At 53.5% G+C, this 17,949-nt stretch carries 12 protein-coding genes; 11 read left to right on the forward strand and 1 reads right to left on the reverse strand.

Annotated elements, in window-relative coordinates; all coding sequences use genetic code 11:
• The first annotated feature begins 232 nt into the window (after positions 1–232).
• A complete protein-coding gene (locus tag SFC07_RS01940) occupies positions 233–631 on the forward strand; it encodes a hypothetical protein (protein ID WP_411206537.1) in 399 nt (132 codons plus the stop codon).
• On the opposite strand, the gene SFC07_RS01945 is transcribed toward SFC07_RS01940, so the two are convergent.
• The gene (locus SFC07_RS01945; RefSeq protein ID WP_411206538.1) at positions 628–1,728 is read right to left on the reverse strand and encodes a glycerate kinase; all 1,101 of its coding nucleotides are present in this window, start codon (positions 1,726–1,728) and stop codon (positions 628–630) included. The genes SFC07_RS01940 and SFC07_RS01945 overlap by 4 nt on opposite strands.
• 610 nt (positions 1,729–2,338) lie before the next feature.
• On the opposite strand from SFC07_RS01945, the gene gdhA reads away from it, so the two are divergent.
• The 10 genes from gdhA (at position 2,339) to SFC07_RS01995 (ending at position 17,777) form a co-directional block, all read left to right on the forward strand.
• Positions 2,339–3,682, forward strand: coding sequence for an NADP-specific glutamate dehydrogenase (gene gdhA / locus SFC07_RS01950; RefSeq protein ID WP_411206539.1), 1,344 nt, complete (start codon positions 2,339–2,341; stop codon positions 3,680–3,682).
• Positions 3,683–3,842: 160 nt separating this feature from the next.
• Entirely contained in the window at positions 3,843–4,622 is a 780-nt protein-coding gene (locus SFC07_RS01955; RefSeq protein ID WP_411206540.1) for a DivIVA domain-containing protein, read from the forward strand.
• An 82-nt stretch (positions 4,623–4,704) separates the two neighbouring features.
• Positions 4,705–5,235: a YceD family protein gene (locus tag SFC07_RS01960; protein WP_411206541.1), complete on the forward strand. Its 531-nt coding sequence runs from the start codon at positions 4,705–4,707 to the stop codon at positions 5,233–5,235.
• Entirely contained in the window at positions 5,232–5,975 is a 744-nt protein-coding gene (gene rnc, locus SFC07_RS01965) for a ribonuclease III (protein WP_411206542.1), read from the forward strand. The genes SFC07_RS01960 and rnc overlap by 4 nt, the downstream gene beginning before the upstream one ends.
• Positions 5,968–6,822, forward strand: coding sequence for a bifunctional DNA-formamidopyrimidine glycosylase/DNA-(apurinic or apyrimidinic site) lyase (gene mutM, locus SFC07_RS01970; protein ID WP_411206543.1), 855 nt, complete (start codon positions 5,968–5,970; stop codon positions 6,820–6,822). Before rnc ends, mutM begins: the two co-directional genes overlap by 8 nt.
• Before the next feature lie 108 nt (positions 6,823–6,930).
• A complete protein-coding gene (locus SFC07_RS01975) occupies positions 6,931–8,403 on the forward strand; it encodes an alanine/glycine:cation symporter family protein (RefSeq protein ID WP_411206544.1) in 1,473 nt (490 codons plus the stop codon).
• A 189-nt stretch (positions 8,404–8,592) separates the two neighbouring features.
• A complete protein-coding gene (locus SFC07_RS01980) occupies positions 8,593–10,425 on the forward strand; it encodes a hypothetical protein (protein ID WP_411206545.1) in 1,833 nt (610 codons plus the stop codon).
• A gap of 76 nt (positions 10,426–10,501) precedes the next feature.
• Complete coding sequence (locus SFC07_RS01985; protein ID WP_411206546.1) at positions 10,502–10,786, forward strand: acylphosphatase; 285 nt, start codon at positions 10,502–10,504, stop codon at positions 10,784–10,786.
• A gap of 14 nt (positions 10,787–10,800) precedes the next feature.
• Positions 10,801–14,262 carry a chromosome segregation protein SMC gene (gene smc / locus SFC07_RS01990; RefSeq protein ID WP_411206547.1) on the forward strand — a complete coding sequence of 1,154 codons (3,462 nt, stop codon included), beginning with the start codon at positions 10,801–10,803 and terminating at the stop codon, positions 14,260–14,262.
• Positions 14,263–14,402: 140 nt separating this feature from the next.
• Positions 14,403–17,777, forward strand: a complete 3,375-nt coding sequence (locus tag SFC07_RS01995) for a hypothetical protein (protein WP_411206548.1) — start codon at positions 14,403–14,405, stop codon at positions 17,775–17,777.
• Positions 17,778–17,949: the final 172 nt, after the last annotated feature.

Below are 17,949 nucleotides of genomic sequence, written 5' to 3' on the forward strand. Positions count from 1 at the left end.
TAAATAGTAGAGCACAATTGCAGTGGGCTTTGCGAGGGTCGTTTATTAACCCGGCTGATATGTGATCTTCACCGCTTAAAGGTGTGAGAGTTTTGGCGCAAGCTGACAAGAGTTAATCCCGCACGGACTTAAAATATTGAGCCTGAGCAGGGGAGAGAGTTCGGGTGATGGATGGAACGTGGGAGGAGATGCAAAAATTCACCATGGCTGCAATATTGTCTACTGTGTAGCTATGCCAACGATTCAATTTGATGTTCTTGTTCCTGATTCCGACTCCATCGATCTTGCCGGACGTTTTAGCGCCGTTTCCAAACTGCTGGTGGAAAAAGACCTAATGGATTCTGGATTGGTGGTCCATGATCCGGAAGCGACAATTCACGAGGCGGTGGAGGCACAGTTGCGCCAAACCTACCGTGATGAGCATGAGGACCAGGATTTAGAAAATGCCTCCGTGAACCGTTACCTCATTGAGGTTGATGGCGTTAAAGGTTCCGTCAACCAGATCACCATGATCTTCTCCCGAATTTTGACCCCTCCTGCAGATCTGCCCAAGGATGCCTTCCTGCTGGAACAGGAATTAGCTTATGAAGTTCCAGCAGTTTATCCCTGGACTGTGGAAATTATCCGTTAGGACTGCTCTAAGAAATTCTGCGCGATGCTGCGCCCCGCTGCTTGCAGTTGTGCGGCCACGTCGGCAGATTTTTCTAGTTCAAAGGCGGAAATATCAGCCGGGATTTCACCTGCTACCTGGCCAGCAGCAACAACGAGGGGAACCTGGGCTGCTTGGGCCAGGTTGTATAAGGTTCCCACTACTTTGCCGCTAAATGATTGGGAATCCAGGCGGCCTTCGCCAGTAATCAGGAGATCAGCAGAAGCAAGCATCTCTTCTAGGCCGGTTGCGCGGGCGATAACAGGCGCGCCGGGCAGCACATGAATATGTTCGCTGGTGCCGTGCATGAGGGTGGATAGCCAGCTGAGCCCAATGGCCATGCCACCGGCTGCTCCCATTCCTGGTTGAGTTCCATCAATATTGAGCTGTTCGCAGGTGTGCTGGAGGGCGGTGTCGAGAAGCTCTATATCTTTTTGGGTGGCACCCTTCTGGGGGCCGAAAACGGCGGCTGCTCCCTGCGGTCCGGTGGCGGGGGAGGTGACATCGGTGAGCAGGATCCATTCCACGGCTGCGGCGGGAATGTTGAGTTCTGCGGTGTCGATATAGTCCAGGTTGATTAGGTCAGCACCACCTTTGCGGAGGGCATAACCTTCCTTGTTCCGTGGTACTGCACCCAAAGCAACCAAAATTCCCATGCCGGCATCGGTGGTTGCTGAGCCTCCGAGTCCCAGTGTGATGCGGGTAGCGCCGCGGGTGACGGCATCGGCAATAAGCACGCCAGTACCATAGGAATCCGCGGTGGTGGAAATACCTTCGCCAGCTACGGCAGGTAAACCGGAAGCAGCGGCAACATCAATATATGCAGTACTGGAGGCAGCATCAAAGGTGTAGCTAGCCTCGGTGAGGCGACCGGCGGCATTGGTAGTGGGCAGAGTAATAATCTGGCCCCCAAAAACTGCGGAGGTGCCTTCGCCGCCATCGGCCATAGGTGCCAAGGTGATCGTCGCCTCGGGGAGGATCTCGCGGACCCCGGCAGCAAGATATTCCGCAGCCTGGGTTGCAGTTGCAGTTCCTTTATAAGAATCTGGCGCAATGATGATGTTCGCGGAGCTGCTCACGGGGTAGTGGAACCTTTCGAGGTTGGGCACGGTAGTTGGCGTGCCGGGGGAACGGCTTGAGTAATTTCCCTCATCTTAGTGCCTTGCCGCTGGGCTTCTACGGGGTGCCTGCCGGGGCGCCGAGGCGGAGCTTATGAGGTCGCTGTAGCAGCAAAGTACTGCTACCCTCGCGGGAGCGCTTGTGGTTATATGACAAATATGTGCAGTGGTTATATCTCGCCGTCTCATTGCTGGCGATTGTGAATTCCACGAGCCCTTGAGAAGGAAAGCAAAACCTGCAGAAAACGCTAGGAAAACGACCACAAGTTTCCTCAAATAAAGAAAATTTAGTGCTGAGACACTTCTCTCCCTGGGGGGTTTAATTCATTCTGGTCTTATTGGCCAAACGCTGACATAATCGATTAGTGAGTACTGACCAGCCAATACTTTCATTGTGAGTTAAGTCTCTTGAAATGAAGTTGCTCTCAGATACCTCAGTGCTTTAAAACTATTAACCGTTAGTTAATACAAGCCGGCGAGGGCGCAGTGAATTTCTAAATATTTTCAATTTTGTTCGAGGATGTTCAAAAGATCCCACTGCGCTCTAGGCCGAGATGGGAACGTGGAATTCATGACTGTTGACGAACAGGTCTCCAACTATTACGACATGCTGCTTAAGCGCAACGCTGGGGAACCAGAGTTCCACCAGGCTGTGTCTGAGGTCCTTGATTCCTTGAAGATTGTCTTGGAAAAGGATCCTCACTACGCCGATTATGGCCTCATCCAAAGGCTCTGTGAGCCTGAGCGCCAGCTTATTTTCCGCGTGCCTTGGGTTGATGATGAAGGCAACGTGCAGGTCAACCGTGGTTTCCGTGTGCAGTTCAACTCCGCACTCGGCCCATATAAGGGTGGCTTGCGCTTCCACCCATCCGTCAACCTGGGCATCGTTAAGTTCCTGGGCTTTGAGCAGATCTTCAAGAACTCCCTCACCGGCCTGCCAATCGGCGGTGGCAAGGGCGGTTCCGACTTCGACCCTAAGGGCAAGTCTGACCTCGAGATCATGCGTTTCTGCCAGTCCTTTATGACTGAGCTGCACCGCCACATCGGCGAATACCGCGACGTTCCTGCTGGCGACATCGGAGTTGGCGGCCGCGAAATCGGCTACCTCTTCGGCCAGTACCGTCGCCTTGCTAACCAGCACGAGTCCGGCGTTCTTACCGGTAAGGGTCTGACCTGGGGTGGATCCTTGGTCCGCACCGAGGCAACCGGCTACGGCGCTGTTTACTTTGTTGATGAAATGATCAAGGCTGCCGGCGAGGAAATCGCAGGCAAGCAGGTTATCGTTTCCGGTTCCGGCAACGTGGCTATCTACGCCATCAAAAAGGCTCAGGAACTGGGCGCTACCGTTATTGGTTTCTCCGACTCCACCGGTTGGGTTCACACCCCTAATGGCGTTGACGTGGAGAAGCTGCGCGAAATCAAGGAAGTTCGTCGCGCACGCGTATCCGTATACGTTGACGAGGTTGAAGGCGCTACCTACCACACCGATGGTTCCATCTGGGATCTTAAGTGCGATATCGCATTGCCATGTGCTACCCAGAACGAGCTCGATGGTGACCACGCAAAGACCCTGGCAGACAATGGTTGTCGCTTTGTTGCTGAAGGTGCAAACATGCCTTCCACTCCTGAGGCCGTTGAGGTCTTCCGCGCTCGTGGCGTGCGTTTTGGACCAGGTAAGGCTGCCAACGCTGGCGGTGTTGCTACCTCTGCATTAGAAATGCAGCAGAATGCTTCCCGTGATTCCTGGAGCTTCGAGTACACCGATGAGCGACTGCACGGCATCATGAAGAATATCTTCAAGACCTGCGCAGAAACCGCTGCTGAGTACGGCCATGAGCACGACTACATTGTCGGCGCAAACATTGCCGGCTTCAAGAAGGTCGCCGACGCCATGTTGGCACAGGGCGTTATCTAAGACGCCTCATAAACTACCCTGATCACTGCCCTCAACGTGGGCGGGGATCAGGGTTTTTTAAACCCCGCTTTTCGACGAACCCCGCTTGCAAAGTTCCGGTAAACACGCCAATAAGCACTAATTAAGGCAAATAGGGGAGTGCCTAAGTACGATTAAACCCATGTACAAGGTTTTTGACGCACTCGATGAATTAGTCCGGACCGTTCAACGTGGCTATGGCGTACCCATGACCTCCAACTGCGTCGTACCGCGACAGGATATGATCGCGCTTTTGGATGATATCCGCGACGCACTGCCAGTGGAACTAGATGATGCGCAAGATGTCTTGGATCACCGTGACGCTGTCATCCGCGAAGCCGAAGAAAAAGCTATCGCGATTGTTGAAGAGGCTGAAAACGAAGCCCGCGAGCTACTAGCACGGGCCACCGAAGAATCTGATGCCATGGTGGAAGACGCCACCAAGCATGCACATTCTGTCGTGGGTAAGGCCAATGACACCGCTGACCATATCGTCGCAGACGCTCGTCGAGAAGCAGCTACCACGATCGAGCGCGCACAGGCTGAAGCCGATCGCCTCATTGCCTCCGGCAATGATTCTTATCGCCGTGCCATCGCTGAAGGCCAGGCTGAACAAGAACGCCTTATTAGCGAATCCGAGGTAGTGCGTCGCTCCACCGAAGAAGCACACCGCATTGTTGATTCCGCCCATGCCGATTCCAATAAACTGCGCATGGAATGTGATGAATACGTGGACTCCAAGCTGGCAGAATTTGAAACCTCACTATCCACCACCTTGCGATCGGTTAGTGCTGACCGCACCGCATTGCGACGTGGCGCCGGCGCCAAAGGCCGCGAAGAGGGCGCTTCAGCCCGCGACTACGACCGAGATTATGACCGCGACTATGAGCGTCCCGAACGCGGTTATGATCGCGACTACTAAGACTCCACCTCATCATCGTCTTTAAGCCAAACCCCCACTGATGTCTCAACTCAAGTGGGGTACGAGTAGGATTTCCCAGGTCATGAAATCACCATTTGTTTTTGATGTCGCAGCCATGTTGCGCGGCAGCGCACTCCCGGAAACTTTTAAGCAGTCCGGCCCCAGTCCAACACGTATTGGGCCAGCAATGATTGCCATCCCAGAGGGTGGAAACGTCGTGGTGGAAGCCCAAATCTTCCCCCTCGGTGGCGGTCTTTCCGTGGAAGCTGATGTCGAGGCACAATTGCTCGGCCAGTGTTCCCGCTGCCTGCGTGAGCTCACTCCTACCCGTACCCTGCACATCTCCGAAGTGTTTGCAGCTGACCCAGATTTTATTACTGGTGAAGAAGCCGAAGATGAAGACGAGATCCCACAGGTACACCAAGATCAAATTGATCTCCTGCAGTCAGTCATTGATGAAGCAGGCCTAAGCCTGCCCTTTAATCCCACCTGCGAAACCCTTGGATATGGTCCTTGCGATGATCGCGAAGTTCCAGCTCCAGATGGAGATTCTGAAACCGCGGAAGAAACCAAGGTCGACCCTCGTTGGGCAGGACTGGAGAAATTCCTGTGAGCCGCAAAAAGCCAAGGGTAACCGGAGTTGACGCGCTCAATGAGGCCTTCGACAGCGTTGATCACACTCCACTTTTGGAGAGTCTCGGCGTAGATATCCAGCGTGATCTGCTGATTTTGGCGCTCACACACCGCTCATTTGCCAATGAAAACGGCATGCTGCCCAATAACGAACGCCTAGAGTTCCTGGGCGATGCCGTTTTGGGTCTTTCCGTAGCCAATAAGCTTTATGAGCGTTACCCCAGCAGCCCTGAATCTGAAGTGTCCAAAATGCGCGCCTCCATTGTGAGCCGTTATGGACTTTCTGATATTGCCCGTGAAATCGGCCTCGGCGATTATATTTTGCTGGGCAAGGGCGAACTGCTCACTGAAGGTCGCAGCAAAGATTCCATCCTGGCTGATACCACCGAAGCTCTGCTCGGTGCGATTTTCCGCCAGCATGGATTCGAAGTAGCCCGCGACGTAGTGCTCCGCCTCTTCGGTCACAAGATTGAAAACGCCTCTGCCAAGAGCTTCCACCAAGACTGGAAGACCACCTTGCAAGAAGAGTTGGCACATCTTAAAAAGCCAATGGCGCAGTACACTTCTACCTCCATTGGCCCAGATCACGATCTTGAATTCACCGCCATTGTGTCCTTCGACGGTGAAGAAATGGGACGTGGCATTGGTCCCAATAAGAAGCTGGCTGAACAAGAAGCAGCACATCAGGCTTTCCGCAAGCTAAGACAGTGGCGTGCCTGAATTACCTGAGGTTGAAGTAGTCCGGCGAGGATTAGCCGAACACACGACGGGTAGCACAATTGTGCAGGCAGAGGTGTTCCATCCGCGGGTGGCCCGCAATCAGCTGGGCGGCACGGTAGAGATAGAAATAAACCTCGCTGGTCTAAAAATTTCTGAGGTGAAGCGCCGAGGCAAGTTCTTATGGTTGGAACTTGCCGATGCTGCCTTAGATCCCACTGGTTTATGCCTCTTGGTGCATTTGGGTATGAGCGGACAAATGCTCATCAAAGATCCAGAAGCGCCCCGCAATCCGCATCTTCGAGCAAAGTTGGAACTAGACGATGGCAAAGAAGTCTGGTTTGTAGACCAAAGAACCTTTGGATATTGGTGGCTTGGCGAACTCCACGATGGTGCGCCCACCAAAATTTCCCACATCGCCCCAGATCTTTTGGATTCGCAGGCGGATTTTGCAGCCATTGCCCATAATCTTAAAAAGCGCAGCAAAGATATTAAAAGACTGCTGCTGGAGCAGGAAATAGTTTCGGGTATTGGCAATATTTACGCCGATGAGATGCTGTGGGCTGCGCAGATTCATCCCCAACAGCGGGCCGATAGGTTGTCGATTAAGCGTTTAGAAAACCTATTGGAGTGCGGACGTGAAGTCATGATCAAGGCGCTAGCGCAGGGCGGAACATCCTTTGATGCGCTCTACGTGAACGTCAATGGCAACTCCGGATATTTTTCCCTATCCCTTAATGCTTATGGCCAAACTGGGGAACCTTGTGCACGATGCGGCACCGCAATTTCTAAAATTGTGGTGGGCGGACGTGGCACTCATTTTTGTACGAATTGCCAGCGACGCCGTTAGTTTTTGGCTGGAATGGGCGGGAAGCATATTTCTCAACTTGAGGAAAAGTTATCTAATCGTTGTTGCCTGAATTCTTAAAATAAAACAAGGCTAGGGTAAGTTTTCCCTATGGAATCCATACTCAACGCTATTGGAATGGTTAATGACAAGCTGTGGCTTGTCGTTATTGCCGTTCTTATCGGATCAGGAATTTGGTTCTGTGCAACCACCCGTCTTGTGCAGATCCGTTACGTTCCAGACATGTTCAAAGCCATCGTCGAAAAGCCTTCGGAGATTTCCGAAGGTAAAGATGGTATCTCCGCTTTCAAAGCCTTCACCATTTCCGCAGCTTCCCGCGTGGGAACCGGCAACGTCGCAGGTGTGGCCATCGCAATCGCAATGGGTGGCCCAGGTGCTGTCTTCTGGATGTGGATGATCGCCATTATTGGCGGTGCAACCAGCTTCATGGAATCAACCTTGGCACAGGTCTACAAGGTGCGCGATAAAGATTCCTACCGTGGTGGCCCTGCCTACTACATGACCAAAGCCCTTAACTGGCGCGGTCTGGCTCTTTTCTTCGCCATCATCATTTCTGTGACCTACGGTTTTGTCTTTAATGCGGTGCAGTCCAACTCCATCGCATCCTCTGTGGCTACCTCATTTGAATCTGACGCAATGATTATCAAGATCATCGTTGGACTTATTCTCGCTTCACTTACCGCCGCAATCGTCTTTGGTGGCGTTCAGCGCATCGCCAATGTGACTCAGTATCTCGTGCCTGTTATGGCATCCATGTACATCTTCGTTGGCCTCGTTGTGGTCGTGCTTAATATTGGCGAAGTACCAGCCATGTTCGCCTCGATCATTACCCACGCCTTTGGTATCCGTGAATTTGCCGGTGCAGCACTTGGCACTGTGATCATGCAGGGTGTCCGTCGTGGTTTGTTCTCCAACGAGGCAGGTATGGGCTCTGTTCCCAACGCCGCAGCAACCGCTTCTGTGTCTCACCCAGCAAAGCAGGGTCTTATTCAGACCCTGGGCGTATATTTCGATACTCTCATTGTTTGTTCCATCACCGCCTTTATCATCCTGCTGGCCAAGCCTGATCTTTATGGCTCCGACGGCGGAATGGAGCTTACCCAAAGCGCGCTAGCTTCAAGCGTTGGTACCTGGGGCATTCACTTCCTCACCGTCGTAATTATCTTCCTGGCGTTTTCCTCCGTCATTGGTAACTACTACTACGGTGAGTCAAATATTGAGTACATGACTGAAAACCGTTCCTTCCTGCAGGGCTTCCGTGCCTTGGTGGTGCTGTGCGTATTCGGTGGCGCGATTGGCTCCGTGCCTTTGGTGTGGGCACTTGCCGATGTGTTCTCAGGTCTAATGGCCATTACCAACCTGGTAGCCGTGGTTCCTTTGACCGGAGTCGCCTTGGCTGTCCTGCGTAACTACACCCGTCAGCGCAAAGCTGGCCTTGATCCTGTCTTCAACCGTGAAGATGAGGAAATCAAGGGCATCCGCGGTTGGGACGGCATGGAATGTTGGGATGGATCTGATCCGATTACCCGTCGCGAGGTCTCAGAAGTTAATAAGAATTCCTAGCATTAAAATGCTTAACTAAAGCCAGTGTGCAGACTTAAAAAGTCACTTTGCACACTGGCTTTTTTCATGCCTTATCCGCGTTGTATAAAGTTCTCTGGGCGTTAGCTGAGTGTTTTGAAATTCCGGAACACAACAAACAAACAAAGCGTTATATGTGCAATAAGCATGAACAGGGGAGTGACGTTTTTGATGAATAAGGCACCAGTATTGCTCTATCTACATGGTGTAGGTCAGGGAGATTTAGCCCAGGAGTGGCGCCATCAACTTTCCCAAACTCTTACTGATATCGGATATCCCAATCTAGATAATGTCGAGATCATTGCACCCAAATACGCCGATGCCTTCGCGGAATTTGAGGAGGCCGAAGAAGTTCCTCCTTTGACCATTCCAACCTTGACCAAGGATGCAGCTCGACAAAATCGCATAAATTTCGGGCACCGTACCTCGGCCATGGAGTTTAGACTTGGCCGCCACAATGGAGGGGCCGGTGGTGGCATGCCCGATGCGGTGGTCTCTCTAAGTGTTGAGCTGCCCTGGTTTTATCAGGCGCGAAATTACCTCACTAGCGAACAGGTAAGAGCCCAGGTTCTCAATAGGATCCTTGCCGAATTGCCAGAGGCGGGCTCCGTCGTCATTATTGGCCACAGTCTTGGCTCCGTTATTGCCGCGGATTTGGTGCGCCGTTTGCCTCCCGAACTTAGCGTTGCAGGTTTAGTAACCATCGGTAGTCCACTTGCCAATGGCAATTTCAATGTTGATCGAGTGGAAAAACTGCTTCACCAACCACCTTCCAATATGCGCTGGTGGGTGAATTTTTGGAGCGGAACGGATCCGGTAGCTGCCAAAAGGGGAGTATCGGGAGTAATTCCCTGGGTTTTGGACTACCGCATTAAAACTCCGCTGATTCCGGGCACCGCGCATTCCTCGAAGCAGTATTGCGCCGATCCGGCAGTGGGAGAGGCCATCGGTTTTGGTCTTTTTGGCTCTCGCTCAAAAGAGCTCGTGGTGTCAGAAAAGAACCTCAGCCTGCCACTTAATGAGGCCGAGCTATTTGTGGTGCAAGCTCTGCGATTTTCCTACCTTATTTCCCAACGTCTGCAAGGGGAGAAGCAACAGCGGTTTAATCTCGCACTGCGTGATACCCAAGCGCGCTTTGTGCAGGAAATTTTGGCCCATAATCAGGCTGAAAACCGTCCAAATCCTGTAGAAATTAAGCATCTGGAGTTTGATTTTGCAGATCCTGAGGCAGCTGCACCAATTCCACTACCTAGCCCCTATGTGCACAAAGAAGAAGCTGCCCGCCAATTTGTGGATCTAGTGGGGCTTAACCTTTTGCATCCTTTTGAAATTGAAGTGGACGATAATATTCGCTTTGAAGCAATGAAAGATTTCTCCGAGGAATGCCAGTTGGGCAGTCAATTCGGTGCGGATGTTATGTTGTCGCTGAACAAGGCAGAAGATCTCATCTCCACTGGCCGTAAAGCACGTTGGCTTAAATGGGGTGCCTTAGGCTTTGGCACTGCCGCCCTTGCTGCTGCAAGTGGGGGTTTGGCTTTGGCTGCGGCCCCTGGTGTTGCAGGAGCTGCCGCGATTACTAGTGCCCTGGTTGGTTTTGGCCCCGGCGGAATTGCCGGCGGATTGCTCACTGCCGGGACACTCATTTCTGCTGGCAGTAGTGGCATTGCCGTAGGTGTCTTAAAATCCAGCACTACGGCCGAGGAAGTTGAGGCACTGGTTGCACAGAAGTTGGCAGTGGTGATCCTCAACCAAATTCATCAGCTGGACAATGATCCAGAAACCTGGAACTACTTTGTGGATTCGGAAAGAAGCCTAAGAAGAGAACTCACCCGTTTGGAAAATATTTCCGATGATAAGTCACCTACCGTGGCAGGGGTAAAGCGCAAACTTGAGGCCGTCGAAAAGGCATTAGCCTATATGTCACAACAAGGATTGGAACCTGGACTGCTAAATCAAGTGGAAGCAGGACCAATCAAGCCAAAATTAAAGTTTTTAAGCCGATAAGTGTGGATAAAATAGCGGGATAGGGCACGCGAACGTAGCACGCATACAGCAACCATAACTTAAGGAGATCTCACCAATGGAACAGGTAAGACTAACGGCTTTTGTCCATGGCACCGTCCAAGGAGTGGGATTTCGCTGGTGGACCATGCGCCAAGCTAGGGAGCTCAAACTCCAGGGTTCAGCCACCAATTTGGCAGATGGCAGAGTATGCGTGGTTGCCGAAGGGCCACGGGAAAAGTGCGAGGAAATGTTGAAAAGACTGCAGGAACAACCCAGCCGCTACCAGCGAGTGGGCAATGTTGAGACAGTTATTGCGCAATGGGGTGAGTCTCGTGGCATTGAGGGTTTTGTGAAACGCTAGACTTTAACCCCGTTATGTATTTGAAATCGTTGACGCTCAAGGGGTTTAAGTCTTTCGCGTCTGCGACGACCCTAAAATTTGAACCGGGGATCTGCGCCGTTGTCGGCCCCAATGGTTCCGGCAAATCTAATGTGGTGGATGCTCTTGCCTGGGTAATGGGCGAGGGCTCTGCCAAAACGCTGCGCGGTGGCAAGATGGAAGACGTCATCTTTGCTGGTGCTGGCGATCGTAAACCGCTGGGCCGTGCAGAAGTAACACTAACCATTGATAATTCTGATGGTGCTCTGCCCATTGAATATTCTGAGGTGTCTGTTACCCGCAGAATGTTTAGGGATGGCGCCAGCGAATATGAGATTAATGGTGCCAAAGCGCGCCTAATGGATATTCAGGAGTTGCTTTCTGATTCCGGCATTGGCCGGGAAATGCACGTTATGGTCGGCCAGGGAAAACTGGCCGAGATTTTGGAATCTCGCCCAGAGGAACGTCGCGCCTATATCGAAGAGGCAGCTGGTGTGCTTAAACACCGTCGCCGCAAAGAAAAAGCACAGCGCAAACTTCAAGGGATGCAGGTCAACCTGGATCGTTTGCAAGACCTCACCCATGAGCTCTCCAAGCAGCTAAAACCACTGGCACGCCAAGCTGAAGCTGCACAGCGCGCTGCCACCGTGCAGGCAGATCTCAGAGATGCGCGTTTTAAAATCGCTGGTTTTGAGATCCTAAAGCTCTCGGAAAAGCTGGAAACCTCCAGCGAACGCGAAAAGCTCATTAAGCAACAAACAGAGGCTGCCCAGGAACAACTTGAGCAGGCAAGCGAAGAACAAATGGAGTTGGAGCAATCACTTGCTGAGCTCACCCCACGGGCTGAAGCTGCCCAACAACTCTGGTTTGAATTATCTTCGCTGGCAGAGCGAGTTTCGGCAACTATGCGTATCGCCCAAGACCGTGCCAACTCCGGTGCGGTGGATACCGCCTATGCTGGCCAAGATCCAGAAGAGCTGCTGCGCCGTGCCGAAAAAGCCGATCAAGAGCTTGAAGAACTTGAGATGGCAGTGGAAATAGCCGCCCAACGCCTAGAATCCATCCGCGAGGATGTGGAAGAAAAAGCCACCCTGGCCCGCGAAGCAGAGCAAGAACACCTGGCACAGGTACGTGCCATTGCCGACCGCCGCGAGGGAGTAGTGCGCCTCCTCGCTAGCGAGGAATCTCTGCGTACCCAGCTCCAGGCAGCCGAAGAGGAAGCCGAGCGCCTCGCTGAGCAGCTGGAAGAGTTTATTGGCCGCATTCTTGATGTTGAGCGCGAAACCCGCCTGCTGTTTCAAAAGCAGCAGGAGCTTGATAGTGAACGCGAGCCTTTGGAAGCAGCGATGGCAGAGGCCACCCATGAGGCCGAAGCTGCGGAAACCCGCCTGGAGGAATTGCGCAGCGCCCGTGGCAATCTGGACAAGGATGTCTCCCGCCTGGAATCGCGCATTGATACGCTCAGCCAAAACCGGCCCCGCTCTGCGGTGGAGGATGAGATTGATTATCCCAAATTGGCGAGCCTGCTCAGCGTGCAGCCCAACGTCGAAAAGGCGGTGGCTGCGGCCTTGGGCGCGCATGCCGAAGCCTTTGCCGGCGACGCCGGGGACGGACTCATCGAAAAGCTTTTAAAGGCCGGGGTACCACGCACCGTCATCGTTGATCACACCATTGCGCCCGCAGCCTGGCGCCTTGACGCCACGCTGCCTAGCGGCAGCAGCTGGCTCCTGGATCACGTCACCTTAGACGCAACCATTGCGGGCCCGGTTAACCGCGTGCTTGCCGACGTAGTGCTTGTCGACGACACCCAGCACGGTCGCGACATTGTCCATGAGGACCCGCGTTTAAGAGCGGTAACCCCAGATGGTGTGCTCATTGGTGCAGGTTGGGTGCAATTGGGAAGTGGCACCACCACCGTGGAAATTTCCTCTCAAATTGACGCAGCCACCGCTGAATTGGCACAGGTACAACAAGAACTGAAAGACAGCGCCGGAACCTTTGCCGGTGCGCTTCAAGCCACCGAGAACACCCGAGTGGAAGTGGCTGCGCAGCGTGCCTCTTTGCGGGAATTGGATCTGGCCCGGGATTCACTCAACCGTGATCTCAGCCGTTTGGAAAAACAACATCAGGCCGCAGAAAGTGAACGCGCACGCCATCTTGCACGGTTGACCCGGGCTGAAACACGCCGAGAAGAACTGCGCGCGCAACTCGATGAGATTGTGGATCGACTCTCCCGTGTTGAGGATGAGGAAGAGGTTTCTGAACCATCCACCCAGGAACGTGATGCAGCCCAAACCATGTTGGCGCAGATCAGAGCCATGGAAATGGAGGCTCGCCTTGCGCTGCGCACCGCTGAGGAGCGCGCCGGGCAGCAGCGTGGCCGTGGAGATAATCTGCGACGCCAGGCCGAGCATGAAAAACAGGCCAAGATTCGCCATGAACAAGCTATGCAGGCGCGTCGTCGACGGGTGGAATTGGCAAGCGTGGTTTATCAAGGTGCTCGTGATGTATCCGAGCGAGTGGCTGCTGCTTTGGCGCAGGCTGCTGCCGAGCGTGATGCCCGCAACCAGAAAAAAGCCCTACTGTCCACCCAGGTTGCCCGCGCCAAAGACACTGTTAATGCTGCTCGTCAGCAACTTAATCGTCTTAGCGATAATGCCCATGCCATGGAGCTGGCGCGCAGCCAAGCTCAGGTGCGCATGGAGGAGGCAGTCACCAAAATTACTGAGCAATTGGCTATTTCCTTGCCTGACCTCATGCGGGACTACACCCCGGAGGAAGATTTTGATGAGAAATTCCAGCGGGCTCGACTCAAGCAGGCGGAAAAGGATCTCGCTGCACTTGGCAAGGTGAACCCCCTGGCCTTGGAAGAATTTAAGGCTTTGGAGGAACGTTATGAATTCCTCTCCACCCAATTGGCCGATGTGCAACAGGCCCGCGCGGACCTGAGCAAGGTAATTGATGAGGTGGACGCTAAGATTCTGCAGCTCTTTACTGATGCCTGGACTGATGTGGAAGCGGAATTCCCACGCGTATTTAACACCCTGTTCCCAGGTGGTGAAGGTCGTCTGATTTTGACTGAACCAGGCGATATGTTGGCCACCGGTATTGAGGTGGAAGCGCGTCCTCCTGGAAAGAAAGTCAAGCGTCTGTCTTTGCTTTCTGGCGGTGAAAAATCACTCACGGCTTTGGCAATGCTCGTTGCTATCTTCCGCGCGCGACCTAGCCCTTTTTATGTCATGGATGAGGTGGAAGCAGCCCTTGATGATGTGAATTTGCGACGCCTCATTGCGCTTTTTGAGGAGCTTCGTAAAGATTCCCAGCTGATTGTGATCACCCACCAAAAGCCCACCATGGATGTGGCCAATGTGCTCTATGGTGTGACCATGCGCGGGGATGGCGTTACCAGGGTAATCTCCCAAAGAATGGAGCGCGCAGCAGCTCTCAACCAAGCCTAAATGTGGGCTTGGTTACCGACTCCTGTCCTATGCAGGGCAGGAGGTTGGGCATCAACATTTATCCAACCAACGGTGGGGTAGTGTGAGAGAATTAAGTTGCTTCTAGTAGAAAACGCATAATGCGCGGGGAGAGTGTATAAATGCCGGCTGGCATCGCAGACATGACCGATTCATTGCTCGGATGGGCATCACAAACTGAGCTGGATCTCAACCAGCGACTTGCAGGTGTTGAATACTTCCCTCAAGTTCAACTTCGACGAGATGAACTGGAAAGAATCGATCGCTTTTTTGGAACCTTCCTCTCCCGCCAGCTCGCTGCGGGTGCTTCCATCATTGATCTCTTTGAGATGACCCCTTGCCTCACCGTCGCCTCCCTTGTTTCGCGCGCATCCCAAATTGGTGATCCCAGCGATTTCTTCGGTGAATATTTCGGTGGTTTGGGCTTAGGCGCCGAGTATGCCGCGGCGCTGGAGGGAAACGTCGAAAAGCTCTTTGTGCAAGCTGGTTTGGCAGTCCCCGCTGAATCGGCAACGGCGCTGGAGATTTTGAGCGTTCATGCCGGAATTAGCAACCGTGAGGTTGCTGCGGTGTTGGCCGAGGTTGAGGCTGGCGCCACTGAGTTTCCTTTTATGTTTGATACTGCGCAGCGGTTGGCGCCGGAATGGGCTGCTGCGCTGTTGGCTGGTGTGTCTGAGGTAATTGAATTTGCCACCTTGCACCCAACCAGTTGGCCAGACCGTGAGCGCACCTCCAGCCTGCCTGCCATGATTGATGAAATTGTGGTCGCTGAGCTGCGCGAACGCCCAGTTGGCACTGCTGATCGTGAAAACTCTGTGGGTGTGGCGCTGCGTGAATTGCGTCCGCGTTTGATCCTTGACGCAGAGCGCCGCAAGGTGTGCCTGCGTCTGCCTGAGCAAAAGGTTAATGATGAGGAAATTAACTGGCGGGTAAGCCTCGAGGGCACCACCCGGATTTATTCCACTCGTCGTGCCTGGGGTGATACCTCGGGTTATTCCCAAGCGCTTGATATCACCCTGGAACGCCAGGTGCGGGAAACCACCGTCACCGATACTGCAAACCAGATCACCTGGGTAGTACCAGTGGTGGACTTTAATGATCCTGTGTTGGTGTTCTCTAAGCGCGGAGAAAACCTGAGCGATAAAGTCTCCCTGCACCACCAGGAAATTTATGTACTCGCCCCTGCTGAGGCTGTGCTGGAAGATATGGTGACCGGCCAGGAAGTTCCAGTACTTGAAACTTTCCAGGTTGAGGGCTGGACTTCTTGGGTTTGCTCCCGTGTTGATGCACGTGGACTTTCCTCCCTGAAGGTGAGTAAGGAAGTTCGCTGCATTGATCCCCGCCGCCGCGTGGCTTTCCACCACCCAGCTGAATTGGTGGCACATGTGCGCTCTACCTCCGGTCTGCCGGTTTATGCGCAGTCTTTGGTTGCGGAATTCCCACCGACCATCAGCGGCCGTGATGAAACCTGGATGCTCACCATTTCTGCATTTGCAGGTGTGGGTGCTGCTGGTGAAGAAATTGCTGAACCAGAGCCTTTGGAAGTGCCAGCTGAGGGCGGCGTTTTCTATATCTTTGACCCTGAAATTTATGACGCTCCCTGGGTAGGCGAGTACTTGGTGCGTCTGCGCGGACCTCGCAATGAATCCTTCCGCCATGAGTTTGCCATTGTTGAGGGCATGACCACTGAGCTGGAGATTGCCTCCGGCGCGTCCTTCCGAATTCCCACCACCACTGGTTTGAGTGAAGCTACCTTGCGTGTGCGTTCTGGCGAAAAGCATTTCACCGCCGAGCCTCGTTTGGTCGGCGTGGGCGCAACTGATCCCAATGCTTCTTTTGTGGTTACCACCGATGAAGGCGATCAAATGCCTTTGCGTTTTGTGCCGCCACAGATCTCCATTGAATTGCCACTGATCACCGAACCTGCGATGTGGCGTGTCACCCGTACCGTCTGTGGTCCTCGTGATCTCGACGGCGCTGGTGAACTACGTATCCGCACCGGTGTTGACGTGGGCGATCCTAAGGTCAGTGTGCGCAACCATCATGGTTCACCACTGCGCACTGTGAAGATGACCAGCCCTGATAATGGCCGTACCTGGGTAAGCAGCATGAAAGAAATTGCTGCCAGCACCTTTGTGATGCCACGTGGTTCCATTGAATTTGAATGGACCGACCGCCGTGCTGATCGACGAGTCTCTGTGACCATTGCGGTCATTGATAAGACCCCGCACTGCGAGGGCATCAGCATCGAAGACGGCAAGCTTGTATTTGCAGAGCTTGCTGCTGGCCGCAATTTGGGTGCCTGGATCTGGCCACAGACTGCACCATGGATTCGAGCAGTAGAAGTGCCAATTAACGGCGCTGAAATTCCACTGCCAGAAAACCTGGTGGGTGCAGGCAACCTCATTGTGCAGCTGCACACTGCCGATCCTTTCACCACCTTGATCACGCCATTGTCACCAGGCAAGGCTGCCATCACGGTGGAACAAGAGGGCTACTACGCTGCTCAGTCTGAGGAATTTGCGCAGCTTTCTGCCTTCTTCGGCGGTCAGGTTGAAGAACCACCAATTAGCGATGCCGTGGTTCCAGCACTGTGGGATGTTTCCCATATTTGGACTGAACAGGGAAATACTGAGCACCTGCCAGTAGTCCACTCGGCCTTGCGATCTTCACCAGCAGCAGCGCTGAAGGGTCTTTCTGCCTCCTTGGTGCCTGCTCAAGCACTGCCGGGCAAGGTTATTTCCTCCGGTTTGGCTGCATCACCTTTTACCACCGATGCCCCAGCTACTGAGGTTCATCGCACCGCGTGGATTGGCACCCTGCAGCTGCTTGGACTCTTGCCAAATGCCTTTAAAGAGGCAGAAGAACTAGGCAACCGCACTCCATTGCTGCCAATTTTGGCGCAGCTGGAAGAAGTGGCAGGCAAGAATATTCTTTCCACCTTGGCAACCGGCCGTGATTCCACCCTGGATACCGCATGCATTGATCAGTCCACTGTGGCGATCGCCAGCATGAACGAGGCCCAGCAAAGAGCTCTGCTGGATATGTTCTTCAGCAACGCCGATATTGTGCCTGGACCTTTGATGGAAGATAACACCCGTCTCATGGCAGTGTTTGAGACCTTCAAGAAGCGCGATCAGTTGCGTGAGGTTCTGCAAACTGAAGGCCTCATCAAGACCGCAGTGGAATTGTTGCGTGCAATGCGTGGCACTCAGCGTCAGCTGTATTCCTCTGCTCGCATCCGTTTTGACAAGCTTGACGGCGTCAACACCGACAACCCAGACAATGTGTGGGCCTTGACTCCAGTGGTGTCCTTGGTGTTTGCACTGTCCTCTCGTCTCCATGCCCATGAGATGATTGGCAAGACCCGAACCCTGGATCGCGCTGCTGGTGGATGGGGACGCATTGCCGATATTGTGCCTGATCTGGTAACCGGTGACCTTATTTCTGCCGAGGCCATGGTCTTGGGCGTGCGCCACCCAGGCCTTGTTGATTAATAGCGCTTCCTCTTAAGTCTGTCGCTTAAGATCTGGAGCTTTAAGGCGGCTACACCTCTCAGCAATGGGGGAGTGCGGCCGCCTTCGGTGTTTCTTTTCTTTCCGGCAACGGGATGGTGGGGCGCTGGCGTGGAGGGGGCAGCGCCCGCAAGTGGAAGTGTTGTAGCAGGTT

This window comes from Corynebacterium callunae, assembly GCF_046592015.1.
GTDB lineage: Bacteria > Actinomycetota > Actinomycetes > Mycobacteriales > Mycobacteriaceae > Corynebacterium > Corynebacterium callunae_A.

Excerpts from the sequence above, each read along its gene's own strand:
- gdhA (WP_411206539.1), top strand. The coding sequence starts at position 2,339 with ATGACTGTTGACGAACAGGTCTCCAACTATTACGACATGCTGCTTAAG.
- SFC07_RS01955 (WP_411206540.1), top strand. The coding sequence starts at position 3,843 with ATGTACAAGGTTTTTGACGCACTCGATGAATTAGTCCGGACCGTTCAA.
- SFC07_RS01995 (WP_411206548.1), top strand. The coding sequence starts at position 14,403 with ATGCCGGCTGGCATCGCAGACATGACCGATTCATTGCTCGGATGGGCA.
- SFC07_RS01975 (WP_411206544.1), top strand. The coding sequence starts at position 6,931 with ATGGAATCCATACTCAACGCTATTGGAATGGTTAATGACAAGCTGTGG.
- SFC07_RS01940 (WP_411206537.1), top strand. The coding sequence starts at position 233 with ATGCCAACGATTCAATTTGATGTTCTTGTTCCTGATTCCGACTCCATC.
- SFC07_RS01985 (WP_411206546.1), top strand. The coding sequence starts at position 10,502 with ATGGAACAGGTAAGACTAACGGCTTTTGTCCATGGCACCGTCCAAGGA.
- SFC07_RS01960 (WP_411206541.1), top strand. The coding sequence starts at position 4,705 with ATGAAATCACCATTTGTTTTTGATGTCGCAGCCATGTTGCGCGGCAGC.
- SFC07_RS01980 (WP_411206545.1), top strand. The coding sequence starts at position 8,593 with ATGAATAAGGCACCAGTATTGCTCTATCTACATGGTGTAGGTCAGGGA.
- smc (WP_411206547.1), top strand. The coding sequence starts at position 10,801 with ATGTATTTGAAATCGTTGACGCTCAAGGGGTTTAAGTCTTTCGCGTCT.